Below are 23,951 nucleotides of genomic sequence, written 5' to 3'. Positions count from 1 at the left end.
TGGAAACTTTTTTGCCCAGCGGTCGGGGTGATTACAACGATGCGGCCATCTCTCTCGCCCACCGATCCGCAGCTTGAATCGTTTCAAGATCGGCTTGTTTTTGAGGTATATGCCTGGAGAGTACGGTTTCAATGATCGTTTCAATCCGCAGAAATGGAATTTCCCGCTTCATAAAACGGGCGACCGCAGCTTCATTGGCTGCATTAAATACCGTCGTCGCCGTCCCACCTATTTTACCACATTCGAAGGCAAGTCTTAAACAGGGGAATCGCTCATAATCCATTTCCTGAAAATGAAGCTTGCCGACCTCTGCCAGCGACAAACGTTTGGATGCCGATGAGAATCTAGCAGGATAAGTCATCGCGTATTGAATGGGAATGCGCATATCCGGAGTACCGAGCTGGGCAATCACGCTTCCGTCACGATATTCAACGAAAGAGTGGATAATACTCTCGGGATGCAAAAGCACATTGATTTTATCGTAAGGAAGACCGAAAAGCCAATGCGCCTCAATGACTTCCAATCCTTTGTTGACCATCGTGGCCGAATCGATCGTTAGTTTCGCTCCCATCGACCAGTTGGGATGCTTCAAAGCATCCTCCAGCGTCACATTTCCAAGCTGCTCCCGCGTTAAATGCCGGAATGAGCCTCCCGAAGCCGTCAATGTTATCTGCTCGACATCATCTCTGCTCTCCCCGTTTAAGCATTGGAAAATCGCCGAGTGCTCGCTGTCTACAGGAAGCAGTGCAACCCCCTTCTGCTCAGCAAGCTCTGTAACGATATGCCCTGCTGTCACCAGCGTTTCTTTATTCGCCAGCCCGATCGTTTTCCCTTCGGAAATCGCAGCTAAGGTTGGAGGCAGGCCCCTACTCCCAACAATAGCGCTCAGCACAAAATCAGCCTCGGTGCCTGCAGCAACCTCGATCAGGCCCTCCTCGCCGTAATACAGCTCAACCCCAGGCGGAAGCAGCGGGGCTACCTGCTCCGCAAGCTGCTTATTTCCAATGGAAGCCTTCTTCGGACGATAAGCGTTGACCTGCTGGACGAATAAATCGATATTCGAACCCGCAGCCAAGCCTTCAACGACAAATTGATCAGGATGCTGTCTGACAACATCCAGCGTTTGCGTTCCAATCGATCCGGTGGAACCAATGACAGCTATTTTTCTCATAACATACCTCACCTGATTTAATGACTAATTCCATGGCCCATAAGGAGCCCTTATATTTTCAGGACAGAATCTTAGTAGTAGGGAAGCAGCATTAGAATATGTACGAACGGAAATACCACAACCCAACTATCGCAGCGGTCTAGAATACCGCCGTGACCCGGCAGAAGCTTGCCCGTATCCTTAATCCCGTAAACCCGCTTGTAGGCAGACTGGATTAAATCGCCAAGCTGTCCCACAACAGCGGCTGATACGCCGAGAAGAAGTGCTCGTCCAATTGTTAGGAGCCCGCCTGAGAACAGAGAGAATATCACCGCTGCTACCACAGCCAGCGCAATGCCGCCGACGGCCCCTTCCACAGTTTTATTAGGGCTAATGGCTGGCCATAGCTTATGCTTGCCGAACCTTCTTCCCGTGAAATAAGCGCCTGCATCACTGCTCCAGATCGCAGCCAGCATCAGAAACGTCCAGAAGACACCATGTCCATCCGGCGTGATTCGCGTCATCGCTATGGCCGAAAATCCGATACCGATATAGGCAGTTCCAAGAAACAAGATAGCAGCCTCGCTAATTGGAAAATCATTTTTGGTAAATACCGTAATGGCCAGGAAAAGGAACATCATTAACCACAGGGCGGGCAAAACCTCCAGCGGCATGCTCAGGCCCAGCAGACTCCAGGGGAACGTCATATAGAGTATGCATACATAACCGAAAATCGCAGCGCCTCTGAACGGGGGCAGTTTGATCATCCGGACAAACTCATAGTAGCCTACCAAAGCCATAGCCACGATGAGCATCTGATATCCTATTCCGCCGAGCAGGCACATGCCTAAAAAAAAGACGCCAGCAATCAGTCCTGTAATTAAACGTGTTTTCAACCTTCTACACCTTCTATCCTGCTATGATAATCCACCATAGCGACGTGTTCGCCGCTGATATTCGGCGACCGCTTCCACCAGCTGCTCGCGGCCGAATTCAGGCCAATATAGATCCGTAAACCAAAGTTCGCTATAAGCCGCTTGCCAGAGCATGAAATTACTCAACCGGAGTTCACCGCCCGTGCGAATGAGCAAATCCGGGTCGCTCAATCCGTGCGATAATAAATGGGAATTGATCATTTCTTCCGTAATGTCCTCCGGGGACAACTGTCCAGTCTGAACCTCGCGTGCGATCACCTTCATGCTCTCCGTCATCTCGCGGCGGCTGCCGTAATTCAGGGCAAAATTCAAAATGAGGCCGGTGTTGTTTTCCGTTCGGGAGACCGCTTCCTCCATCGCTTCAATCGTATGCCGGGGAAGATTGTCCGTATGGCCCATCATGCGCACCTGAACGTTCTTCTCGATCAGTTCCTCAAGCTCAAGGGCCAAAAATTCCTGCGGCAGCGACATCAGAAAATCCACTTCATCCTTAGGACGTTTCCAATTTTCTGTGGAGAACGCATATAAAGTCAAAATCCGGATGCCCAGTTCGTCCGCTGCTATCGTCGCCCGCTTCACAGCCTTCATTCCGTTGCGATGTCCGACAATCCGCGGTAGCCCTTTATTGCGGGCCCAACGTCCATTTCCGTCCATGATGATGGCAACGTGCTTTGGAATGTTGTCCGCTGGCAGCGCTTCGACAGAACGTTTCCCCCTATTTTTCCACCAGGATTGAAATAACTTGATCATTCCTCTTCCTCCAGCCGGTGATGAAAAAGAGACAAACCCCACCGTAAAAGGAGGGGCCGCTTTTCGTCTCTTAAACTTCCATAATCTCTTTTTCTTTCGCAGCGAGCACTTTATCGACTTCCGCGATAAATTTATCCGTTGACTTCTGGATATCCTCTTGATGACGGCGGGATTCGTCCTCCGAAATCTCCGTTTTTTCAAGCTTCTTGATATCATCGTTCGCGTCGCGACGGATGTTGCGGATCGCAACCTTCGCTTCTTCACCGAATTTTTTCGTCATTTTGGCCAAATCCACACGGCGTTCTTCCGTGAGCGGTGGAATCGACAAACGGATCATCGAACCGTCATTAGCAGGCGTAAGTCCCAGGTCGGACTTCTGAATCGCGCGCTCAATTTCGGCCAACGATGATTTATCCCAAGGTTGAATCATCAACGTACGGGAATCCGGCGTGCTGATGTTCGCCAGCTGATTAACCGGCGTCGGGGTTCCGTAATAATCCACCTGAATGCGATCTAGCAGTGAAGGATTGGCTCTTCCGGCACGTAATGTCGCCAAATCTCTTTTCAAAGCCTGAATCGCTTTATCCATACGTTCTTCAGCGTTTTTCTTAATCGATTGCGGCATTAATCTACACTCCCTCTCACAGTCGTTCCGATTTTCTCACCGAGGACTACACGTTTAATATTACCTTGTTCCGTAATCGCAAACACGATAAGCGGAATGTCGTTGTCCATACATAACGATGATGCCGTGGAATCCATAACGCCCAGGTTTTTGCTGAGCACTTCCATGTAGGTAAGTATTTCATATTTCTCGGCTGTCGGATCCACAAACGGATCCGCAGAATATACGCCGTCCACTTTATTTTTAGCCATCAGAATTACTTCGGCTTCAATTTCAGCGGCACGCAGTGCTGCTGTCGTATCCGTAGAGAAGAATGGGTTACCTGTTCCAGCTGCAAATATGACGACGCGGCCTTTCTCCAAATGCCGGATCGCACGGCGCCGTATATAAGGCTCCGCAATTTGCTGCATGGCGATCGAAGTCTGAACCCGCGTAGGCACGTCGATTTGCTCCAAAGCATCCTGCAAAGCGAGCGAATTCATGACGGTAGCCAGCATCCCCATATAGTCCGCCGTAGCACGGTCAATGCCCTTCGCACTGCCCGCAATACCGCGCCATATGTTGCCGCCGCCGCATACGATGGCGACCTGCACGCCCAGTTCAACCACTTCTTTCACTTGCTGGGCAATCGATGAAATCGTATCCGCATCGATGCCATACCCGTTTTGACCGGCTAACGACTCCCCACTGACCTTCAATACAATACGTTTAAAAACTGGCTGCTCCAATTGTATACCCTCCACTTTAGATGAACCCTCTTAGAGGTTGCCGGAGAAGAACGGCCCAACGAAGGGGCCGCGCTTCCCAGGCTCACACAATTAAGGGCGTTTGGTTAAAAAAGAAGGAACACGCCGTGTTCCATCTCTCTATAACATTTAATTGAATGGTGCTCTTATTGATTCACTTGGGACATAACTTCTTCTACAAAGTTATCCACTTTTTTCTCCAGACCTTCGCCTAGCTCGTAACGAACGAAACGACGAATCGAGATATTCTCTCCGATTGTAGCGATTTTCTCGTTAAGCAGCGTGGAGATTGTTTTGTCCGGATCTTTAACGAAAGATTGCTCCAGCAAGCAGTACTCTTCGAAGTATTTGGAAATACGTCCTTCCACCATTTTCTCAACGATTTTCTCAGGTTTTCCTTCGTTGAGCGCTTGAGCTTTAAGGATTTCTTTCTCCTTCTCGATTTCATCTTGTGGAACGTCTTCGCGGCGTACGTAACGAGGGTTGGACGCAGCGATATGAATTGCAATGTCGCGAACGAACTCTTTAAATTGATCCGTAAGCGCAACGAAATCTGTCTCGCAGTTTACTTCAACGAGAACGCCGATTTTACCGTTCGCATGGATGTAAGATTCTACGATACCTTCAGTAGCGATACGTCCGGCTTTTTTCGCAGATGCAGCCAAACCTTTCTCACGAAGAAATTCGACCGCCTTTTCGATATCACCGTTAACTTCTTCAAGCGCCTTTTTGCAATCGAGCATACCTGCACCTGTTTTTTCGCGTAGTTCTTTTACCGCTTTTGCATCAACCGCCATTTTAAATTCCCTCCATAATCAATTATAGGACCTAATCTGTGAAAATGACCAGAGATTTATCCTTTAAAAAAAGGGCAGTGAGAGGTTTGACACCTACCAACCACCCTTTTCATTTAATTTATTACTTATAACGGAAGCTCAGCATTAAGCCGTCGTTTGCTCCCCTTGGTTTGCTTCGATCACAGCATCTGCCATTTTACCAGTCAACAATTTAACCGCGCGGATCGCGTCGTCGTTACCTGGGATGACATAGTCAATTTCGTCCGGATCGCAGTTTGTATCAACGATACCTACGATTGGGATACCCAATTTGCGTGCTTCCGCAACAGCGATGCGCTCTTTGCGAGGATCGATGACGAACAGCGCGCTTGGCAGACCCTTCATGTTCTTGATACCGCCAAGGAATTTCTCCAGGCGATCTTTCTCTTTGCGAAGAATGATAACTTCCTTCTTCGGAAGCACTTCGAAAGTGCCGTCCTCTTCCCAAGTCTCCAATTGTTTCAAACGATCAATACGCTTTTGAATCGTTTGGAAGTTGGTCAGAGTACCACCAAGCCAGCGTTGGTTAATGTAAAATTGACCAGCGCGCTCAGCTTCTTCTTTCACGGAATCTTGAGCTTGCTTCTTAGTACCTACGAACAGAATAGTACCGTTCTCTTCAGCGATGCTCTTTACAAAATTATAAGCTTCTTCGACTTTCTTGACTGTTTTTTGCAGGTCGATGATGTAAATACCGTTTCTTTCAGTAAAGATATAACGGTCCATTTTCGGGTTCCAGCGACGTGTCTGGTGTCCGAAGTGTACGCCTGCTTCAAGCAGTTGTTTCATGGAAATGACTGCCATCTCCACGCACCTCCTAAGATTTGGTTTTTGTTTGATGCTTCCTCCGCAAGTTTCATCTTTAACCAAGACTCCCATATTCATGGCAAGCACCCTTGGTAAAATCAACCTGCGTGCGTTATAACACCGTCAATTAATATACCATAATCGGCACGTGGATGCAACTGAAGTTCTTTGATACCTTAAAACAAGGAAAACCATCCTATTTGGCAGATGGCTTAGCGGTTATTTTTGTAATGATCGAACTGTATTTCTCGCCAATTTGAAACGAGTACGTCCCGGTTCTGATTTTTGTATTTATGCCGCGCTTCGATGCTTCCTTGATAAATGCTTCGCTGCTGGAGATTACCCCAGCCTTCTGCAAGCCGTCGGCGACCGCGGTTAGGCTGTCGCCATAAGCAATTTTGTATTTTACCGTTACAGGTTCAGGTTGATTGACCGAAGCGGATTCAGCGGTTGCCGGGGCCTTGGCATCTGGCAGCTCAGGTGCCGCCGGGACGGCAGTTTCGGATTTGCTGGTTGCCGATCCGCCAGAAGCGCCTCCGCCGTCCGAATGCGGCTCCTGCGGCACCGCAGGCTTGGCTGGAGTGTCAGGCTGCTTCGGTTGAACCGGCTCTTCCGCAGCCGCCTCTTCCTCAGCCTTTTTCTCCATTTCGGCCTTCCACTCTTCTTCTGTCAGCAGACGCTCATCCTCGCTCACAACCTTCAGTCGAAGCTTCTCTGCAGCTTGCTGAATTTGCTCGACCGTAACGGGTTTATTCTGCTGCCCTTGTCCAATATTCATCAATTGCAATAAAAAAGCGCCGGCGATAAGGCCAATCCCAAGTCCTAACATGAAGTTGCGATTTCTAAACATTAAGCGTCCTCCCTGTTAGCCAATTGCAAAATAAGCTGGACCTCGCCGCGCTGGATACCGATAGATTTGGCGATCATATCGATGGATTTGCCTTTTTCGTACAAATCAAACAGCTCCGGATATCTGCTCCGCAGAGAATTCTCCGCTCCCGGCATTTCTGATTCTGGCTCGCCCACAGCTTCAGGAACCGGCGCTCCCAAGCTGTCAGCCGCTTCAGGTTCGGCTGTAGAAAGGCTTGCATTGTCTAAATGAGACACTGTCACTTGAGTAGATGAGTTGCTGATCGAGGGAGTTGCTGAAGGCCCAGCTGCCGGTAATCCGGTAAAAGACGCTAAATTTTCCAAAGCTCCCATCCGGGATTCCAGCTGCCGATTCAATTGCTCCGCCTCAAGAAGACGCTGGCGCAGCTCTGCAATCGATTCCTGTTGCGACATTTGCTTGGAGGTTAGCTCTTGCTTCATCCCTGCGACCAAATCGATCAGTTCCTCATTTTCTTTCTCAATGTCCGCCATATACTGCTCAAGGGTGGCTTCCACATCACTGGCGGCTTCGCTCGCTCCAGCCGCTTTCCGCCCGGGTAGAATGAATGCATATAATATAGAAGCAACCCCAAGTATCACAATATAAAACCAAGGTTCACCAAATGACAATGTTATCCTCACCTTTTTGCTGTGTGTAATGATCTAGTCGTCTAACAGTTTAGAGCGACAGATCGATGTGCCGGCCTTTAAAAGGATGCTTTGCGGCCTTTTCCTTGTCCCGCTCCTCCTGCTGCTCTTCGGCATCCCGTTGTTCCTTGTCCTGGCCTGAAGCGGTATCTTCTTCCCGCTTTACCGTCTTGTTGCGCGCGCTTTGCTCCATAGCCTGGCTCTTCCCGCGCTCAAGCTCGCTCGCCTTCATGTTCTGACCGGCAAGTATAGTCTGGTCGATAAGCGGTCTTTGCTGCTGGTCCTGCTGGATGCGCCCTGCTTCGTTAGTACGGGGAAGAGCGATTTGCATTTCCACGGATTTCATATTCATGACAATCACCTCGCGCCGTTTTAGGACAATTGCATGGATTAGACGTAAGCAGACATAGCGATGTCTCCCTCAGTATAATAGAAAGACATTCTGGATATCGGTTCTTTAATATATTTGGTGTATCTGCCTATGACAATTTTGGAGCCGCCATAGATCATCTTCAGAACATCCACACGCGCGTTCCCAGTTTCCTCCAAGGCCTTCTCGATATGCAGCATGCGCTCCCTGATCTCCTCAAGCTCCTGCATGCTCGATTTCTTAGTCAAGTTAAGCTTGGATCTCATCGCCACCTTATCCGGCGTGAGCTTGCCCATAGAAGCTAATTGATCCAGAAGGGTAAGCGCTTTCTCGGTCTTGTCGACATTCGCCATTTGATCCTTCAACTGCTGGCGCAATTCCAGCAGCTCATTGCGCAGCTCCGGAAGAACGCCCACCTCGATTGACGTGGCCGTAGACATCGGATTGCCGATAACTCTCGCCATAACCCGTTCTCCGGCTTGAATGTTGCCTCCGACGATTAGACCTTTGGTGCCGCTGCAGATCACATCCCTGCCGGCACGAACATTAGAGTGCATAATGCTCTGGGTTACAACGATGTCTTCGCCAGCGCTCACATTGCCGTCCTGGATAAAGGAACTTTTTACTTGCTGCCCTGCTTTAACAAGCCCCTTGTTATAACCAATTATGCCGCCCGTAATTTCAATAGATCCTTCTGCGATCAATTCTGCGCCCTCTACTCCGCCAATGACGCGAATATCCCCGGAGGCACATACCCGAAATCCGGTCAGAACGTTGCCGCGTATGACAACGGTGCCTACGAAATCGATATTCCCGATGCTGTAATCCACATCGCCATTGACCTCGTAAACCGGAAATACATTCAGCTTGCCTTTTTCGGTCTGGGTGACCAAACCGTCGATGGCCGCATACATCGCCGTTTGTTCCGGATTAAGAACAACGTTCTTGCCCACCTTAAAGCGTGCTGCCTTTCCTTCTTTGCAGGGAATCGACTCTCCGGTGACTGCCGTTCCGGGATGGCCGGGTACAGGCGGAACCAGCTCAGCGATGAGCTGTCCCTTCCGAACGTTGTTCAGACGAGTTACATCCTTGAAATCCACGGTACCGTCATCGCTTTCCGCCGGTCGATGGAGCTGATCCTCACCATCCATCGGCACGGCATAACGGATCGATCCGTCCTGCCCTTGTACTGGCTCGATCCCAATGGCAATCGGCGTCTTGCTAAAAAAATATTCCTTCGCATTCATAGCAAATCGGGTAACAATATCTTCTTGTATTCCGAATTTGATGCCTTCGCCGCGCAAAAAATGCTGTAAAACCTCCGGAGTGCAGGTGAACTCTTCATCTTTCTTCAAAAACTGCAGGTATGCAACCGTTTTGTCGTCATTCGTTGTCACGCTCAATATTTGGCCAAGATCATTCATGTAATCCATAAGTCGTTCCTCCTTCCATTCATTAATTCAAATAAGCCAATTGTTCATCAATCTTCCAGCATCAACAAGTCTTTCTGCTTCTCCAAGCTTCCGCGGAGCCTAAGGATCGCCTTGGAATGGAGTTGAGAAATACGTGACGGGGAAAGCGACATCACCTCCGCAATTTCACTCAAGGATAAATCTTCATAATATAGTAGGGAAACAACGGTACGTTCCTTCTCCGTCAGCTTTTCGATTCCTTTAGCTAAAGAATCCTTCAGGAAAAATTCCCTTACTTTATAATCAGGGTTCTTGGCCTTCTCGTCAATCAACAAGGTGAGCCGCGTCTCGGACTCTTCCTCTCGAATCGGATCTTCCAATGAGCATAGTGTCATTACGGCAACTTCCTGCAGCATATTTTGAAATTCCCTTTCACTGACATTCAAATATTCACTCATCTCTAAATCTGTCACGGAACGAAGATACTGCTGCTCCAGGTGCTGGTATCCTTCTTCAATTTTCTTGGCTTTTTCCCGAACGGATCGAGGCACCCAATCCCCTTGCCTTAGACCGTCCAAAATTGCCCCTCTAACCCTCCATGAAGCATAGGTCTCAAATTGCAAACCTCTTTTATAATCGAATTTCTCAACAGCGTCTATCAAACCCATTACGCCGTTACTGGATAAGTCGTCTTTAGAGACATTTTTGGGAAGGCCAACAGCCAGACGTCCCGAAACATAATCGACAATGTGCAAATGCTTCTCGATAAGCTCCTTTTTGGCCTCAATATCTCCTTGTTCCTTCCATCGCTCCCACACATCGGCGTAGTTCAAAGTGGATGTCTTCCGCTCGTCCAATTGCCTTCACCCTCCTTAGTTTTCTGTCAGGTGACGAACAACTTTAGCCAGCTCTTCAGGATCTTTGTCATCAGGTGTCTTAACCAGTCTTGGCGGGTTTAACGGTGTAAAATCGTTATTTCCTGTCTGACTTCCCGGTGGCTGCTTTAGCAATTCGTTCAATTCATCCGTTTCATCCGGTGTCGTCAAGTCAAGCTGTCCGCCCTTACCCTCGTCATCATGAGGCGTGATAAGATCCTCGTTCGTTGAGACAGGAGACATCTCTTTCATGAAACCGATCATCCAATTGGCCGCATACGATAGTCCAAACCAAACTACGAATGCGATGAGTCCCCGAATGAGGCTTGTCGAAAACAAATTGCTGCTAGATGCGACTGCAAATGTAATCAGAAATCCAAAGAGTCCAAACAACATGTAATATTTTAGTTTTCCTGCCATGGCTACAATTCCTTTATACCCTTTTGTACACTGCGTATAAATAATATACCCGTTTCGCAATCAAGTTCGATCGTTCTTCCGTAATTGCCCCCCGTGTCCTCAGCTAACAGCGGGATGCCCAGCTCCGACAGTTTCTCTTTGCATGATTCTACATTTCTCGGGCCAATCCGCAGCGAGTCTCCCGTTCCTGCAAAGGTGAACATTTGAGATCCGCCTGCCATTTTGGCCACAATACGTTTTTTGTCTGCTCCGCTCGAAAGCAATTGTTCTAATAATGCCGGTACGGCAGTATCCGCATACTTGGCAATATTGAGCGCGCCCTCGCGGGCGATGGTGGATGTCGGAAGCATGACATGGGCAAGGCCGGCCATTTTGGCTACCGGATCATACAAAGTAAGTCCTACACAAGAGCCAAGCCCAGTCGTCCGAATAAGCCCTGTTTGCTGGATAATATTGAGATCTGCCATCCCGACCTTCACGATTCGCTGTTCCTCAATCATCATTCATCGGTACTCCTAAGGCGGTAAATATTTTATCGAAAGATTCAGGATCCGGGATAAGGAAAAATTGTCCCTCCACTTCTTGCTGGTCCTCGATGAATGTCGTATCAATTAGCAGCGCGGAATCACCCATTTCGCCGAACTGCAGCAGCCCGTAACTCAATATTGCTCCAGCCATATCCATTGCCAGCGCGGGAACGGTCGGCGTCATGGCCAGCGAGGTGAAATCGGCGAGCGAAGACAGATAGGAGCCGGCCAAAATATTACCAATTTCCGAAAGAGCCGACCATTCCATCTCGGAGAATTCCTCCTCGCTCTCCACATGAATTCCCGCAAGACGATGAAGCAGCTTCTTCGCCCCTTCCGGACTGAGGATAAAAAACAGATTTCCGGGAGCATCGCCTTCCACTCGCAAAAAGATGGCTAGAACAATGCACTCCGCTCCTCCAACCTTATCGGCCACCGCCTCAAAAGGCAGCATTTGAACTTTCGGCACGGCCATGTCAATTGGCTTGTTAAGAAGTCTGGATAAGGCGGTGGCGGCATTCCCAGCGCCTATGTTGCCGACTTCCTTTAACACATCCATTTTAAAATCTGCAAAACCTTTGAACAGATCCACTAGTTTAATCCTCTAAACTTTCCAATTGAATGATTTCAGAGCGGTTCAGCACCTCAGACAAGTTCAGCATAACCAGGAGGCGATCCTCGGAAATGCGGGCCACGCCATGCAAATACTTCGCCTTAATTCCTCCGACCACATCCGGCGGGGAGTCGATCACATCGCTGTTCAGATCCATGACATCGTTCGCCGAATCAACGATAAAGCCAACTTCCATCTCATTTACCGCGACAATAATAATTCGGGTCTGATCCGTGTACTCCGTTTCCGGTAGGCCGAAGCGCCCGCGCAAATCAATGACAGGAATGACGACGCCGCGTAAGTTGATGACTCCCTTTACGAACGAGTACGTCTTCGGAACGCGGGTTATCGGCATCATGCGCTCGATCGTCTGAACTTTGTCTACCTCAATGCCGTATTCTTCCTCACCCAGTTTAAATACGATGACTTTCAATTCCTCTCCCATGGAAAATCCTCCTTTATGGTTATGGCAAGACTCGTCCGCCCTGCCTCCCTTGCGTATAACCTTTACTTAATGAATGCGTTAGGGTCTACAATCAGAGCTACTTGTCCATCACCTAGAATCGTCGCCCCGGCGACACCCTGTACCGGAGGCAAATATTTGCCCAAATTCTTAATGACGATTTCGCTTTGGCCAATGAAGTCCTCAATGGTCAATGCCGCCAAGCGTTCGCCCTTACGGATGACGACGATTTCTGTTTCCTCCTCCGCATTTTCATCGAAATCGGCAACCTCGAACAGATTGGCCAAAGACATTAGAGGAATATGAGCGTCCCGGTATGGCACCATCGTATAGCCATGAACGCTGCGAATCTGGTTGCGTTGAATGATGCCCGTCTCCACAATCGATGAAAGGGGTATCGCATACTTCTCAGACCCAACCTTGATCAGCATCGCGGAAATAATAGAGAGCGTAAGCGGCAGCTGAACCGAGAATTTCGTTCCTTTGCCCAGTGTCGAGGTCACGGACACAACGCCGCTTAACGATTCAATCTTGGAGCGTACGACATCAAGACCTACGCCGCGTCCGGAAATGTCCGAGATGACGTCAGCCGTACTGAAGCCTGCTGCGAACAGCAGCATGTACACCTGTTCGTCTGACATCGTTGCTGCCTCACTCTGTGTAACAACTCCATTCTTCAGCGCTTTGTTCAAAATTTTATCACGGTCAATGCCGCCGCCGTCATCCTCGATTTCGATAAACACATGGTTTCCGCTATGGAATGCACGAAGCTGAACGGTTCCCGTCTCCGGCTTGCCTGCCGCGATCCGCTGTGCAGTCGGCTCGATACCATGATCCACTGCGTTTCTCAGCAAGTGTACGAGAGGATCCCCGATTTCGTCGATGACTGTACGATCCAGCTCAGTTTCGGCCCCAACAATCACCAGGTCGATTTTCTTATCCAGCGATTTGGCCACATCTCGAACCATTCGCGGAAAACGGCTGAATACCGTGTCGATCGGAACCATGCGCAGCTTAAGGACAATATTCTGGAGATCGCTGCCCACGCGGCTCATATGCTCCACTGTTTCGGTCAAATCGGAACGTTTGATTTCATGAGCCAGCTGCTCCAGCCGGGAGCGGTCGATCAGCAATTCGCTGAGCAAGTTCATGAGCACATCCAGACGCTCGATATCAACGCGGATTGTACGGGAAGGAGCTGCTCCGCCGTTTGCTCGGGCACCTGCTTTTGCCTCCGCCTTGGCAGCCGTTTGCGGGGCCTCCGGCTTCGCATCGGACGGTGCCGCTGCGGCTGCGGCAGCCGGTGCTTCTGGAGTTCCAGCCGCTGCCGCTTCCTGAACCCCTGAGGAGAGCTGGTTCAGCGTTTCATGATCAAGCGGCATTACTTGCGCCGAATCAATTTCTGAAAGATTGACAATCATGCTCTGCAGCTCAGCTGCATCTTTCTGTGTTATGTAATATAGAGAAAAGCTGCGTTCAAACCTCTCCTGCTCAATCTCTTGTACCGAAGGATGGGATTTAACGACTTCGCCATAGCGCTCAAGCAGGTCGAAAACTAAATAAGCACGGGCGGCTTTTAATTGGCAGTCTTCACGGATCGCAACCTCAATGTACAGCACCTTGTGGCCTTCTGTAATCGATTGCTCTAGGACAGAGTATTGGAACTCGTCCAGTTGAATGCCAGTGCTGGAAGTCTCGGCAGCAGGAGCTGCCTGCGAGGAGGCGGCGCTGTCCGCTCCTCCAGGAACCTCACCGCGTACGATCGCTTGAAGCGAAGCTACGATAGATTGAACATCAGCTTTGCCATCGCCGCCTTGCATAATATCCTGAACCATCATTTGCAGGGCATCGAGACTCTTAAATAGAGTGTCAAAAATATAATCCTGCATTTTTAATTTTTCATTACGTACCAGATCAAGGACATTCTCCATTTGATGCGTAAGCGAGGATAAGTCCTCAAACCCCATCGTGGCAGCCATCCCTTTTAGGGTATGCGCGGAGCGGAAGATAATTTGTACGATGCCGATATCATCCGGCGCTTTTTCCAGTTCTAGCATATTTTCGTTTAATGATTGCAAATGATCGTTGGACTCATCGATAAACATGGATAAATACTGATTCATGTCCATGGTGAGGCACCTCCTCTAAGAGATTCCTTATTTCACTACTTGTACGAGCTTAGGACCTATTTCTTGTAACGGTAAAACATGGCTTACACAATGAAGTTCAATCGCAGAGCGCGGCATGCCATAAACGACGCATGTCTCCTCGCTCTCGGCGATCGTCGAGGTTACCCCAGCCTCGTACAGTTTCTTCATCGCTCTGGCCCCGTCACTGCCCATTCCTGTCAGCAGCACGATATGCCTTTTCAAGGTAGTGAGCGGAAGCAACGATTCGTACAACACCTCAACGGATGGCCGGTGGCCATTTCGCTGCTGTTGGCTGTTCAGGGTAATCTTATATCCGTCTGATCCATAAACGACATTCATATGAAACCCGCCAGGAGCAATATATGCGGTACCAGGCAGCAGCTTCATTCCCTCCTCGGCCTCAACGACGCGAAGTTGGCTTAAACTGTCCAAACGCTGTGCAAGCGACTTAGTAAAGTTTGGCGGCATATGCTGCACAATCACAATCGGCGCCGGAAAGTTCCGAGGTATTTTTTCCAACACTGCCTTTAGAGCCTTCGGTCCGCCGGTTGAAGTGCCGATAGCTACAATATCCGTAAAATCGGTCTTGGTATGCTTTTGGGCTGGGTACTTAGCGCCTGCTGCTTCTTTAGGCCCCGTCCCCTGCACTGGGGCTTTGTCCTTTTGAGCCAAAAGCTTTTCCGTGCCTTGGTCCTGAGCTGCAGGACTGCTTCTTGATACAATTTCTGGATCAGTTCTGTTTGCCTTGCCCGGCTTGCTCACCGTCTCGGCGCCTATCTTCCGGGATCGGTCTTGATCGCTTCTCGCTCCGGTCCAGGCATCCCGCTCCAGCTTAGCGGCAGCTGATTTGGGAATCTGCTCTTTAGCAGTAGCCGAAGCATGATGCTCCATCCCACGGATAATCATGCGTTCAGGTTTAGGTTTGCTTGACGCTCGTCCAGCCCCGGTATCTGCGCTATGGGTTGTCTTAGCGGATGATGCTGGCCGGAGAGAGTGCAGCTCAGCCTGCGTATGCAATCCCGACTCCCGTGCAGCTTTACGCTCCTTCATCTGCATGGCCGTACGGATCTGTTCATGCAGTTCAAGCTTCACCTGCCTAATATCATGGGAACTCGTTGAAGCGGAGGGTTTACGAATGAAATCGAAGGCGCCAAGCTCAAGGGCCATGATTGTCTCGCGCATCCCCTGCTCGTTAATGCCCGAAAGCATGATTACGGGAAGCGGCTGGCGCTCCATAATGATCTTTAAAGCATCAAGCCCGTTGAGCTCCGGCATTTCCACATCCATTGTGACCAAATCCGGCGAGAGCAGGCCGATTTGCTCAATGGCCTCTCGGCCATTCCGAGCAGTGCCGATCACTTGAAAATCCGGATCCTGCTCAATTAAGTCCGACACGATCTTTCTCATGAATGCCGAATCATCAACCACCATTATCCGGTAAGGCATAGTCCCACCCCTGTTCCTTAATGCAGAATCATTTTGTGCGTTTAAGCCATCTGTGCATAAATCCTTTGATTCCTGTCAAGGTATCCTTTTGCCCCATCTGCGGAACTTCCAAAAATCTCATCGCTAAACGCTGAATATCGCGCGCAGCTACACAGCTAGGAAAAGCGGTTGAAAATGGGATTTGTTTCTTGACCGCTTGCATCACATGCGGATCGTCATGAATATGTCCAAGCATGGCGATTTCCATATCGAGAAAGCGTTTGGCTACCAGCGACAGCTTATCGGTAACCTGTTTTGCCTCCTGCTGGTTTGCAACCCGGTTAACAACAAGCCGGAACGGCACTTCCTGTTCCATGCCGTGAACGACTTTGATTAATGCATAAGCATCTGTTATCGACGTTGGCTCCGGAGTGGTTACTACTATGCACTCGTCGGCTGCTGTAATAAATTTTACGGTTTCTTTGGATAAGCCTGCGCCGGTATCGAATATGATGTAGTCCATCTTCTCCGAAAACTCTTCAATCTGAGCTGTAAAATAGTTCAAGTCGGATTCCGATAAAGTAAACAGGTCCGCCATTCCCGAGCCGCCTGCAATAAAAGGCAGACCGTTTGTTCCAAGCTCGATGATCTCCTCCAAATTCTTTTCGCCTTTTAACAGATGATACAGATTGTACCTTGCCCTGACGCCCATCAGCACATCGATATTCGCCATCCCGATATCCGCATCGAAAATCAGCACCTTGCGGCCGAGTGTTTTGAGGGCTAGAGCGAAGTTCAAGGTGAAATTGGACTTGCCGACACCGCCTTTGCCGCTGCTAACGGTTAAAATCCGGGCCGAATTTGATCTTGGCGCCAGCCTGTCGTAAGAGCCTTCCAGCTTTGATACAAGCCGTCTAAGAGCCTGGGCCTGGTCATTCATGTTCTTTGCGCTCCAAGGAGCATATTCGTGAACAAGTCATTATTTGCAGGCAGTAAATCATCAGGGACATTCTGACCGTTTGTTACATATGACACCTGCATGGGATACTCATGCAGCAAATTATAGATGGGTCCCACGCTTTGCGTTTCGTCTAGCTTCGTAAATATCACCTTCTGGATGCCGTATTTGCTAAAATGCTCGGTAATTTTCATCATATCGCGACTTTTAGAGGTCAAGCTCAACACCAAATAAGTTTCGCTACGCTCCGATGGACTTAGCAGGCTATGCAGCTCTGCCACATACAGCTCGTTAAGGTAGTTCCTGCCTGCCGTATCCATCAGGATCAAATCACAATGCTCCAATCGCTGCATAGCCCTTTGTACATCGCCTGGCGATTGAACCACTTCGAGCGGAACGTTTAAGATCGAAGCGTAAGTGCGCAGCTGCTCGATTGCAGATATACGATACGTATCCGCCGTAATAAACCCGACCTTCTTGCGAAGGCGAAAAATCTGATCCGCCGCAAGCTTGGCAATGGTCGTTGTTTTGCCGACACCCGTTGGGCCTACGATATAAACGACTTTAGTTCCGTCTTGAATCCCTTCGCCGATGCGGTCCTTTAGGAATGTTTCCGCACTGGCTCTGATCATGGCGACAAGCTCTTCATCGCTCATCGTTTTCCCGTCGTTTTCCCAGGCTGTATAGGCTTCATCTACCCATACATCGGCAAGCTCCGAGCTGATTTCTTGCTCGTCGAGCCGCTCCTTTACTTGACTCAGCGGCTCCGGGAGCTCCGGCAGACCTTCCTGGAAACGCGCAAGCTTCGTCATCAGCATTTTCATCTGTTCGATTTCAATGAATAGCCGGTCTTCCTTCGAACTGCTTAAAGACGTGGAAGCAGAGCTCTTTGAACCAGCTGCACTTGCAGAGATAACGGTGTCTGTGCTTGTCTTGTGCGCTGCTAAGCGCAGGAGTTCTTCTGGAGAAAGAGGATCCTCCTCCTTTGCGGCTGCGATGACGGCCGCCGACAAGCGGTTGTCCTTAGATAGAAGCTTCTCCTCGTCTGCTGTAGCCACAGGCTGACTATGATCTGTAGCTTGCGACGTCATTGCCGTTGATTTGCGATAAGCCTCTGGTACGGCCCGGGGCACAATCGGCGGGAGTGAAGGAGAAGAAGCGACGGGCCGAGAGGGTTTCCCTTTCGGCACAGTAGCTTCCTTGCTCTCTGATGCGGCAATGACCTCGATTTTTCGTTTCTGGAACATTCCTAGAAATCCGCCGAGCTTCAGCTCCTTTGTGCTTAGTATGACGGCATCCTTTCCAAGTTCATCGCGAATTTTCTGCATCGCATCAGGCATAGTGTCGACGATATACCGTTTTACTCTCATAAGTTCACCACTCCGACACTCTGAATTTCGACATTCGGCTCAAGCTCGCTATAAGACAGTACCGGTACATCCTGCATCGTCCGTTCAATCACCTGCCGCAAGTACATGCGGATCGTCGGTGACGTGAGGACAATCGGCTGCTGTCCGGATTGAATGAGCCGGTTGATTTGCTCCGTCAGTTTCTGGTAGACCGTTTGAGTAGAAGCTGGATCTAGGGCCAAATAACTGCCCTGATCGGTCTGCTGTACGCTCTCGGCAATTTTCTTCTCAAGCGATGGACCTACGGTAATAACCCTCATCGTCTCGCCTTGCTGCGTATACTGCTGCGTAATTTGTCTGGATAACGCCTGCCGCACATATTCGGTCAATACGTCAGGATCCTTCGTATAGGTTCCGTAGTCGGCTAACGTTTCAAATATCGTTACCATATCGCGGATCGATATTTTCTCACGCAGCAATTTGGCTAGTACTTTCTGCACATCTCCGATGGTAAGAACCGAAGGAATCAGCTCATCAACAAGCACAGCGTAATTCTCTCTAAGATTATCGACAAGCGCCTTCGTCTCTTGTCTGCCAAGAAGCTCATGAGCATGCTTCTTGATCATTTCCGTCAAATGAGTAGCCACGACGGATGGTGGATCTACCACCGTGTAACCTGATAACTCAGCCCGGTCCTTGGTCGATTCATCAATCCAAAGCGCCGGCAATCCAAAGGCTGGCTCCTGGGTCTCTATACCTGTAATCGATTCGTCGTCCATCCCAGGACTCATAGCCAAATAGTGATTAAGTAATAATTCACCACGACCAACGATATTTCCTTTTATTTTAATGACATATTCATTCGGTTTTAGTTGAATATTGTCACGAATGCGAATGACGGGTACGACCAGCCCCATTTCCAGGGCACATTGTCGCCTGATCATGATGATTCGGTCTAGCAGATCTCCGCCTTGTCCAGTATCAGCAAGCGGAATCAAACCGTATCCGAATTCAAATTCAATCGGATCAACCTGCAGTAGATTGATAACACTCTCCGGACTGCGTACCTCTTCGATCTCCTGCTCCTCCTCTTCCTGCTCCTGCTCGATTTGACGGCGATCCAGATTTTTCTGCATCCGGTAAGCCGCAAAGCATAACATTCCGGCAAAAGGCAAAGTCGTTATCGGCCCAATCGGAGTAAAAAGTCCTAGCATTGCAATCGTTCCGGCAACAATATAAACCAGCTTCGGATAAGAGAACAGTTGGCCTGTGATATCCTCTGCAAGATTGCCTTCCGACGATGCTCGGGTAACAATCAAACCGGCTGCCGTGGAAATAAGCAGCGCCGGAATCTGGCTAACCAAACCGTCCCCGATCGTAAGCAGTGAATAAGTGGAAAGCGCATCGCCAAACGGCATTCCATGAATCGACATTCCGATGATAAATCCGCCGATAAGATTAATAAGGAGAATGATAATACTGGCAATGGCGTCACCTTTGACGAATTTGCTCGCCCCGTCCATAGCTCCGTAGAAATCCGACTCTCTTTCGATCTTGCGTCGGCGATCCCTAGCCTGCTGCTCGTTAATCAAGCCGGCATTTAAATCTGCGTCAATACTCATCTGCTTGCCGGGCATCGCATCCAAGGTAAAGCGTGCCGCTACTTCCGCCACGCGCTCCGAACCCTTGGTAATGACGATGAACTGCACGACAACTAGAATCAGAAACACGATAAAACCGACGACCGGCTGGCCCTGCGACACCCACGATCCAAATGTCGCAACCACGTCCCCAGCCTTCGCTTGTCCTAAAATCAGCTTCGTTGTCGAAACGTTCAACGCCAGCCGGAACAACGTGGTAATGAGCAGCATCGCCGGAAAGATGGAGAATTGTAATGCCTCCTTTGTGTTCATGGCGACGAGCAGAATCATAAGCGCGACCGATATGTTGATAATGAGAAGAATATCCAGCAGCCAAGTCGGGATCGGAAGAATCATTAGTAGAACGATGCCGATAATTCCTAAAAGTATAAATAAATCCTTAGCCTTCTTCATGGCTCCGCCTCCGATCCCGTCCATTATTTACTCTTACCTTTCATTCTATATACGTAAGCCAGCACTTCGGCCACGGCTTGAAACAAATCCGCAGGAATCGTATCCCCGATTTCCGCTCTTTGGAACAATGCACGAGCCAGCGGCTTGTTTTCCATAATAATAACGCCGTGTTCCTTAGCGATCTCTCGAATACGAAGGGCAACGTAGTCCTGACCCTTGGCAACGACTTGTGGAGCATCCATTTCCGAGCCTTCGTATTTCAAGGCAACCGCAAAATGGGTCGGGTTCGTAATAATCACATCCGCTTTAGGAACTTCTTGCATCATACGCTGGAGCGCCATACGGCGCTGTCTTTCACGTATTTTACCTTTGATCAGCGGATCGCCTTCCATTTTCTTGTACTCATCTTTAATGTCCTGCTTCGACATTCTCAAATTTTTCTCGTGATCATATTTTTGGTACATATAATCAAGTACCGCTAGTACAAATAAAGCGGCGCCAATCTTTAATCCTAGGTTCATCGTCAGCTTCGAAGTAAAGTAAAATGCATCCTCGATCGTGACGTGGCCTAAAGAAGCAATATTGCCCCGTTCTCCCCATATCGTCGTATAGACCAAAAAACCAATTATAGTTAGTTTAAGAATGGATTTTAAAAATTCGACTAACGAACGCATTGAGAAAATTCTTTTGAATCCCTGAATGGGGTCCAGTTTCTTCAACTGCATTTTTAATGGTTCCCCAGTAAGGAGGAAGCCGACCTGGGCGTAGTTTGCTACGGCAGCCATAACGACCACAATCAACAGCAGAGGCGCCAGAAGCACTAAAATCTGAACGGCGTAGTCCCCAAACATCGTCATAACATTTTCATTCGTTACGTCCATATTCAGCCGGTGAAAATATACATCAGAAAAAAGAAGCATCAGCCGTTCCTTCATATATCCGCCAAACATGAGCAGACATAAAAATCCGGATAACAGCACGACTGAACCTGATAAATCCTGACTTTTCGCAACCTGGCCTTTCTTCCGGGCGTCCTGCCGTTTTTTGGGCGTGGCCTTCTCTGTTTTCTCACCGGCAAACAACTGCAGATCCAGCGTATACCGGAACGACATAACGATCCCCCTATCCTACGTCGGTCTTTGCCCGATCGTACCGAACAAATTATGCAGCGATTTAAACAATACCTGAAACAGATTCTCGAACGCGTAAATCAAGCTGGGGATTAGCAGCAGAAGCATCGCTAGTCCGACCATAATTTTGAGCGGGATCCCAATGACAAAGACGTTAAACTGGGGAGCCGTTCGTGCCAAGAATCCAAGCGCCACATCGGTTATGAACAGTGCAACAACCAGCGGGGCCGCCAATTGAAACGATAATAAGAATGCTTGGCTAAAGGTTCTAACTAAAAATTCAGATAGAGTCCCATGATATATTCTCTGAAACAGTTCATTGGACAAAGGCATCCAGTTATAGCTGCGAATGACGGCATCCAGCAGGTAATGATGACCATTCATCGACAGAAATAACAAAGTCGCAATAATGTATTTAAAGTTGCCCAGTACAGGCGCCGAAGCTCCGGTCATCGGATCAATCACGTTCACGATCCCGAATCCCATTTGGATGTCGATAAAAGATCCCGCCATCTGAATAACCGTAAATAGCAATTGGGCCACATATCCCATCAGCAACCCGATCAGCAGCTCGCGGATCACCAATAATAGATAGTTGAGATCGGTTGGAATCGCCTGATTGAAGCCCTGTATAATGACAATCAACAATGCGATCATTGCCGACAAGCCAACTTTGAATATATTAGGAACACCACGTGATGAAAATATCGGAGCTACGACAAAAAAAGCTGTCATTCGACAAAAAACAAGTAAAAAAACTGAAATTCCTTGCAGTAAGATCTCCATAATCCTTTTCGCCTAACCGATATAATTAGAAAGATTGTTTAAAATACCATAAGTGAAATCAACCATAGTCGTCAAAATCCAAGGGCCAAACAATAGCAGGGCAAGCAAAACGGCAATAATTTTAGGAACGAATGCTAGCGTCTGTTCCTGGATTTGTGTCGTCGCCTGGAATATACTCACAATCAGCCCGACCGCCAACCCAATAACAAGCATTGGCGCACTCACCTTCAGCACGGTATAAACCGCTTGTCCGGCCAACCCGACTATAAAATCCGTATTCATTCCGTCTTCCCCCTATGTTTGATGTAATCCACCCGGATCTGTCCGCCGGAATCCGGAACAAAACCACCGCATTCCGGCTAAGGACTAAAGCTTGCCAACAGCGACTTCACAACGAGATACCAACCATCAACTAGAACGAATAGCAAAATTTTGAACGGCAGCGATATCATCACTGGAGGCAGCATCATCATCCCCATTGCCATCAGCACACTCGATACGACGATGTCGATGATCAAAAACGGAATGAATATCATGAAGCCCATTTGGAATGCCGTCTTGAGCTCGCTAATCGCATATGCTGGCACCAATACTGAAATCGGCAAATCCTCGTAACTGGCCGGCTTGGCCGTTTTGGTGTAACTGAGAAATAATTGGAGATCCTTGGGACGCGTATGCGAGTACATAAATTTCTTCATCGGTACAGCCGCTTTATCCAATGCTTCCGTTTGTGTCAGTTCACCCTTGATATAAGGCTGCAAAGCTACCTCATTAATCGTAGACAATGTCGGGCTCATGACGAATAGAGTCAGAAATAACGCCAATCCGATCAGAACCTGGTTGGGAGGCATTTGCTGCGTTCCCAAAGAGTTACGCACAAATCCAAGTACAATTACGATTCTCGTAAAGCTCGTCATGAGGACAAGTATCGCTGGTGCGATACTTAGTACCGTGATGAGCAAAATAATCGAGAGTGAGCTCGTGCCTGGCTGCCCATCCGGATTTCCTATTTGTATTCCGATATCCGGTATCGGATTCACTGGCGCGGCAGAAGCGGCCGACACCGTCAGCATACTGCATAACGCTAGCATTAATCCTACAATTAAGACCTTTTTCTTCATGAATTCCTCAACCGATCTGTAGATTGTTCTTCATTGTCCTGAAGGAGCTCCTCCATTTGCTGTTTCCGAGTAGGCATCTTTCTTAGCTGTGACTGAAATACTTCATGGAACCTTGTCTCGTCTAGTTCCTCCTCCTCTGGAGAAGGTTTGCGAAAACGAGAGACCAGATTTCCTATAACAGAAGCCAATCCGGGAAATTCAGCCCCCTCTTCTGCAAATGCCTGGTGTAGTAAGACTACCTCTTCCGGATCGCTTATTTTATCGACTAAGGAAATGTCTTCGCCTACACCGACGAGATAGACATTTCCTCCGATTTCGATAACCTGCAAGGATTTGTTTGGTCCTAGACCGACGGCCCCTAAAATACGGATCGATCGGCTTTGGGACAAATACCGGTTTCTTTTACCAAGAAATCGAATCAATAATACGATCAATACAATAATAATAGCCAGCACAAAGATAACCGTTAGCAAGTTACCCCAGATATTAATATCGCTGCCAATCGGCTGGTAATCCGGCTGATTCGAGTTCATCTCTATTTATCCTACAAACCTAAAGTCTTATTGATTGCTTCAATAACCCGGTCGGATTGGAACGGCTTAACGATGAAGTCCTTGGCACCGGCTTGAATCGCGTCGATGACCATCGCCTGTTGACCCATAGCCGAGCACATAATAACTTTTGCATTCGGATCTAGTTGTTTGATTTCTTTGAGCGCGGCAATGCCGTCCATTTCAGGCATCGTGATGTCCATAGTAACAAGGTCCGGCTGAAGCTCCTTAAACTTCTCGACAGCCTGCGCGCCGTCTTGTGCTTCCCCTACAACCTCGAAACCGTTTTTCGTCAAAATGTCGCGGATCATCATTCTCATAAAAGCAGCATCGTCTACGATTAAAATTCGGTTTGCCATTGATTTAAAATCCTCCCTAAA

27 protein-coding genes are annotated in these 23,951 nt (G+C 48.7%); all 27 read right to left on the bottom strand.

Annotation, left to right across the window (positions count from 1 at the left end):
* Positions 1 to 31: 31 nt before the first annotated feature.
* Positions 32 to 1,171, bottom strand: a complete 1,140-nt coding sequence (locus GNP95_RS11470; RefSeq protein ID WP_155611002.1) for a 1-deoxy-D-xylulose-5-phosphate reductoisomerase — start codon at positions 1,169 to 1,171, stop codon at positions 32 to 34.
* A gap of 71 nt (positions 1,172 to 1,242) precedes the next feature.
* A complete protein-coding gene (locus GNP95_RS11465) occupies positions 1,243 to 2,046 on the bottom strand; it encodes a phosphatidate cytidylyltransferase (protein WP_155611001.1) in 804 nt (267 codons plus the stop codon).
* Between the two features lie 21 nt (positions 2,047 to 2,067).
* Positions 2,068 to 2,835 carry an isoprenyl transferase gene (locus GNP95_RS11460; protein WP_155611000.1) on the bottom strand — a complete coding sequence of 256 codons (768 nt, stop codon included), beginning with the start codon at positions 2,833 to 2,835 and terminating at the stop codon, positions 2,068 to 2,070.
* Between the two features lie 70 nt (positions 2,836 to 2,905).
* Complete coding sequence (gene frr / locus GNP95_RS11455; protein ID WP_155610999.1) at positions 2,906 to 3,460, bottom strand: ribosome recycling factor; 555 nt, start codon at positions 3,458 to 3,460, stop codon at positions 2,906 to 2,908.
* Complete coding sequence (gene pyrH, locus GNP95_RS11450) at positions 3,460 to 4,188, bottom strand: UMP kinase (RefSeq protein WP_155610998.1); 729 nt, start codon at positions 4,186 to 4,188, stop codon at positions 3,460 to 3,462. The genes frr and pyrH overlap by 1 nt, the downstream gene beginning before the upstream one ends.
* Positions 4,189 to 4,352: 164 nt before the next feature.
* Positions 4,353 to 5,003, bottom strand: a complete 651-nt coding sequence (gene tsf / locus GNP95_RS11445) for a translation elongation factor Ts (protein ID WP_155610997.1) — start codon at positions 5,001 to 5,003, stop codon at positions 4,353 to 4,355.
* 144 nt (positions 5,004 to 5,147) lie between these two features.
* The gene (rpsB, locus tag GNP95_RS11440) at positions 5,148 to 5,846 is read right to left on the bottom strand and encodes a 30S ribosomal protein S2 (RefSeq protein ID WP_155610996.1); all 699 of its coding nucleotides are present in this window, start codon (positions 5,844 to 5,846) and stop codon (positions 5,148 to 5,150) included.
* 199 nt (positions 5,847 to 6,045) lie between these two features.
* Entirely contained in the window at positions 6,046 to 6,699 is a 654-nt protein-coding gene (locus GNP95_RS11435; RefSeq protein ID WP_155610995.1) for a hypothetical protein, read from the bottom strand.
* A complete protein-coding gene (locus tag GNP95_RS11430) occupies positions 6,699 to 7,319 on the bottom strand; it encodes a hypothetical protein (RefSeq protein WP_330163364.1) in 621 nt (206 codons plus the stop codon). Before GNP95_RS11430 ends, GNP95_RS11435 begins: the two co-directional genes overlap by 1 nt.
* A gap of 79 nt (positions 7,320 to 7,398) precedes the next feature.
* On the bottom strand, positions 7,399 to 7,719 hold the full coding sequence (locus GNP95_RS11425; RefSeq protein WP_155610993.1) for a hypothetical protein: 321 nt from the start codon (positions 7,717 to 7,719) through the stop codon (positions 7,399 to 7,401).
* Positions 7,720 to 7,757: 38 nt separating this feature from the next.
* Complete coding sequence (locus tag GNP95_RS11420) at positions 7,758 to 9,170, bottom strand: DUF342 domain-containing protein (RefSeq protein ID WP_155610992.1); 1,413 nt, start codon at positions 9,168 to 9,170, stop codon at positions 7,758 to 7,760.
* A gap of 47 nt (positions 9,171 to 9,217) precedes the next feature.
* Positions 9,218 to 10,006 (bottom strand): FliA/WhiG family RNA polymerase sigma factor, encoded by a 789-nt coding sequence (locus GNP95_RS11415; protein ID WP_155610991.1) that lies wholly within the window; start codon positions 10,004 to 10,006, stop codon positions 9,218 to 9,220.
* Positions 10,007 to 10,021: 15 nt separating this feature from the next.
* A complete protein-coding gene (locus GNP95_RS11410) occupies positions 10,022 to 10,444 on the bottom strand; it encodes a hypothetical protein (RefSeq protein WP_155610990.1) in 423 nt (140 codons plus the stop codon).
* Between the two features lie 2 nt (positions 10,445 to 10,446).
* Positions 10,447 to 10,944: a chemotaxis protein CheD gene (locus GNP95_RS11405; protein WP_155611302.1), complete on the bottom strand. Its 498-nt coding sequence runs from the start codon at positions 10,942 to 10,944 to the stop codon at positions 10,447 to 10,449.
* Positions 10,937 to 11,530: a chemotaxis protein CheC gene (locus GNP95_RS11400; RefSeq protein ID WP_155611301.1), complete on the bottom strand. Its 594-nt coding sequence runs from the start codon at positions 11,528 to 11,530 to the stop codon at positions 10,937 to 10,939. The genes GNP95_RS11405 and GNP95_RS11400 overlap by 8 nt, the downstream gene beginning before the upstream one ends.
* Positions 11,531 to 11,567: 37 nt before the next feature.
* Positions 11,568 to 12,029 carry a chemotaxis protein CheW gene (locus GNP95_RS11395; RefSeq protein ID WP_155610989.1) on the bottom strand — a complete coding sequence of 154 codons (462 nt, stop codon included), beginning with the start codon at positions 12,027 to 12,029 and terminating at the stop codon, positions 11,568 to 11,570.
* Positions 12,030 to 12,091: 62 nt separating this feature from the next.
* Positions 12,092 to 14,176, bottom strand: coding sequence for a chemotaxis protein CheA (locus GNP95_RS11390; protein WP_155610988.1), 2,085 nt, complete (start codon positions 14,174 to 14,176; stop codon positions 12,092 to 12,094).
* 27 nt (positions 14,177 to 14,203) lie between these two features.
* Positions 14,204 to 15,643, bottom strand: a complete 1,440-nt coding sequence (locus tag GNP95_RS11385; protein WP_155610987.1) for a protein-glutamate methylesterase/protein-glutamine glutaminase — start codon at positions 15,641 to 15,643, stop codon at positions 14,204 to 14,206.
* A 28-nt stretch (positions 15,644 to 15,671) separates the two neighbouring features.
* Complete coding sequence (locus tag GNP95_RS11380) at positions 15,672 to 16,562, bottom strand: MinD/ParA family protein (protein WP_155610986.1); 891 nt, start codon at positions 16,560 to 16,562, stop codon at positions 15,672 to 15,674.
* Complete coding sequence (flhF, locus tag GNP95_RS11375) at positions 16,559 to 17,950, bottom strand: flagellar biosynthesis protein FlhF (RefSeq protein ID WP_155610985.1); 1,392 nt, start codon at positions 17,948 to 17,950, stop codon at positions 16,559 to 16,561. The genes GNP95_RS11380 and flhF overlap by 4 nt, the downstream gene beginning before the upstream one ends.
* On the bottom strand, positions 17,947 to 19,983 hold the full coding sequence (flhA, locus tag GNP95_RS11370) for a flagellar biosynthesis protein FlhA (RefSeq protein WP_155610984.1): 2,037 nt from the start codon (positions 19,981 to 19,983) through the stop codon (positions 17,947 to 17,949). The genes flhF and flhA overlap by 4 nt, the downstream gene beginning before the upstream one ends.
* 23 nt (positions 19,984 to 20,006) lie before the next feature.
* Entirely contained in the window at positions 20,007 to 21,095 is a 1,089-nt protein-coding gene (gene flhB / locus GNP95_RS11365) for a flagellar biosynthesis protein FlhB (protein WP_155610983.1), read from the bottom strand.
* 15 nt (positions 21,096 to 21,110) lie between these two features.
* Positions 21,111 to 21,899, bottom strand: a complete 789-nt coding sequence (gene fliR, locus GNP95_RS11360) for a flagellar biosynthetic protein FliR (protein ID WP_155610982.1) — start codon at positions 21,897 to 21,899, stop codon at positions 21,111 to 21,113.
* 12 nt (positions 21,900 to 21,911) lie between these two features.
* A complete protein-coding gene (gene fliQ / locus GNP95_RS11355; RefSeq protein ID WP_155610981.1) occupies positions 21,912 to 22,181 on the bottom strand; it encodes a flagellar biosynthesis protein FliQ in 270 nt (89 codons plus the stop codon).
* Positions 22,182 to 22,258: 77 nt separating this feature from the next.
* Complete coding sequence (fliP, locus tag GNP95_RS11350) at positions 22,259 to 23,020, bottom strand: flagellar type III secretion system pore protein FliP (protein ID WP_155610980.1); 762 nt, start codon at positions 23,018 to 23,020, stop codon at positions 22,259 to 22,261.
* A complete protein-coding gene (locus GNP95_RS11345) occupies positions 23,017 to 23,553 on the bottom strand; it encodes a flagellar biosynthetic protein FliO (protein WP_155610979.1) in 537 nt (178 codons plus the stop codon). Before GNP95_RS11345 ends, fliP begins: the two co-directional genes overlap by 4 nt.
* Positions 23,554 to 23,564: 11 nt before the next feature.
* Positions 23,565 to 23,930: a response regulator gene (locus GNP95_RS11340; protein ID WP_155610978.1), complete on the bottom strand. Its 366-nt coding sequence runs from the start codon at positions 23,928 to 23,930 to the stop codon at positions 23,565 to 23,567.
* Positions 23,931 to 23,951 lie beyond the last annotated feature (21 nt).

The organism is Paenibacillus woosongensis (genome assembly GCF_009725165.1).
GTDB classification, from domain to species: Bacteria; Bacillota; Bacilli; order Paenibacillales; family Paenibacillaceae; genus Fontibacillus; species Fontibacillus woosongensis.
The sequence above is the reverse complement of the archived record's forward strand: the minus strand, read 5'-3'. Positions and strand labels throughout refer to the sequence as shown.

Excerpts from the sequence above, each read along its gene's own strand:
- GNP95_RS11470 (WP_155611002.1), bottom strand. The coding sequence starts at position 1,171 with ATGAGAAAAATAGCTGTCATTGGTTCCACCGGATCGATTGGAACGCAA.
- GNP95_RS11460 (WP_155611000.1), bottom strand. The coding sequence starts at position 2,835 with ATGATCAAGTTATTTCAATCCTGGTGGAAAAATAGGGGGAAACGTTCT.
- frr (WP_155610999.1), bottom strand. The coding sequence starts at position 3,460 with ATGCCGCAATCGATTAAGAAAAACGCTGAAGAACGTATGGATAAAGCG.
- tsf (WP_155610997.1), bottom strand. The coding sequence starts at position 5,003 with ATGGCGGTTGATGCAAAAGCGGTAAAAGAACTACGCGAAAAAACAGGT.
- rpsB (WP_155610996.1), bottom strand. The coding sequence starts at position 5,846 with ATGGCAGTCATTTCCATGAAACAACTGCTTGAAGCAGGCGTACACTTC.
- GNP95_RS11435 (WP_155610995.1), bottom strand. The coding sequence starts at position 6,699 with ATGTTTAGAAATCGCAACTTCATGTTAGGACTTGGGATTGGCCTTATC.
- GNP95_RS11425 (WP_155610993.1), bottom strand. The coding sequence starts at position 7,719 with ATGAATATGAAATCCGTGGAAATGCAAATCGCTCTTCCCCGTACTAAC.
- GNP95_RS11420 (WP_155610992.1), bottom strand. The coding sequence starts at position 9,170 with ATGGATTACATGAATGATCTTGGCCAAATATTGAGCGTGACAACGAAT.
- GNP95_RS11410 (WP_155610990.1), bottom strand. The coding sequence starts at position 10,444 with ATGGCAGGAAAACTAAAATATTACATGTTGTTTGGACTCTTTGGATTT.
- GNP95_RS11405 (WP_155611302.1), bottom strand. The coding sequence starts at position 10,944 with ATGATTGAGGAACAGCGAATCGTGAAGGTCGGGATGGCAGATCTCAAT.
- GNP95_RS11400 (WP_155611301.1), bottom strand. The coding sequence starts at position 11,530 with ATGGATGTGTTAAAGGAAGTCGGCAACATAGGCGCTGGGAATGCCGCC.
- GNP95_RS11395 (WP_155610989.1), bottom strand. The coding sequence starts at position 12,029 with ATGGGAGAGGAATTGAAAGTCATCGTATTTAAACTGGGTGAGGAAGAA.
- GNP95_RS11390 (WP_155610988.1), bottom strand. The coding sequence starts at position 14,176 with ATGGACATGAATCAGTATTTATCCATGTTTATCGATGAGTCCAACGAT.
- GNP95_RS11385 (WP_155610987.1), bottom strand. The coding sequence starts at position 15,643 with ATGCCTTACCGGATAATGGTGGTTGATGATTCGGCATTCATGAGAAAG.
- GNP95_RS11380 (WP_155610986.1), bottom strand. The coding sequence starts at position 16,562 with ATGAATGACCAGGCCCAGGCTCTTAGACGGCTTGTATCAAAGCTGGAA.
- flhF (WP_155610985.1), bottom strand. The coding sequence starts at position 17,950 with ATGAGAGTAAAACGGTATATCGTCGACACTATGCCTGATGCGATGCAG.
- flhA (WP_155610984.1), bottom strand. The coding sequence starts at position 19,983 with ATGAAGAAGGCTAAGGATTTATTTATACTTTTAGGAATTATCGGCATC.
- flhB (WP_155610983.1), bottom strand. The coding sequence starts at position 21,095 with ATGTCGTTCCGGTATACGCTGGATCTGCAGTTGTTTGCCGGTGAGAAA.
- fliR (WP_155610982.1), bottom strand. The coding sequence starts at position 21,899 with ATGGAGATCTTACTGCAAGGAATTTCAGTTTTTTTACTTGTTTTTTGT.
- fliQ (WP_155610981.1), bottom strand. The coding sequence starts at position 22,181 with ATGAATACGGATTTTATAGTCGGGTTGGCCGGACAAGCGGTTTATACC.
- fliP (WP_155610980.1), bottom strand. The coding sequence starts at position 23,020 with ATGAAGAAAAAGGTCTTAATTGTAGGATTAATGCTAGCGTTATGCAGT.
- GNP95_RS11345 (WP_155610979.1), bottom strand. The coding sequence starts at position 23,553 with ATGAACTCGAATCAGCCGGATTACCAGCCGATTGGCAGCGATATTAAT.
- GNP95_RS11340 (WP_155610978.1), bottom strand. The coding sequence starts at position 23,930 with ATGGCAAACCGAATTTTAATCGTAGACGATGCTGCTTTTATGAGAATG.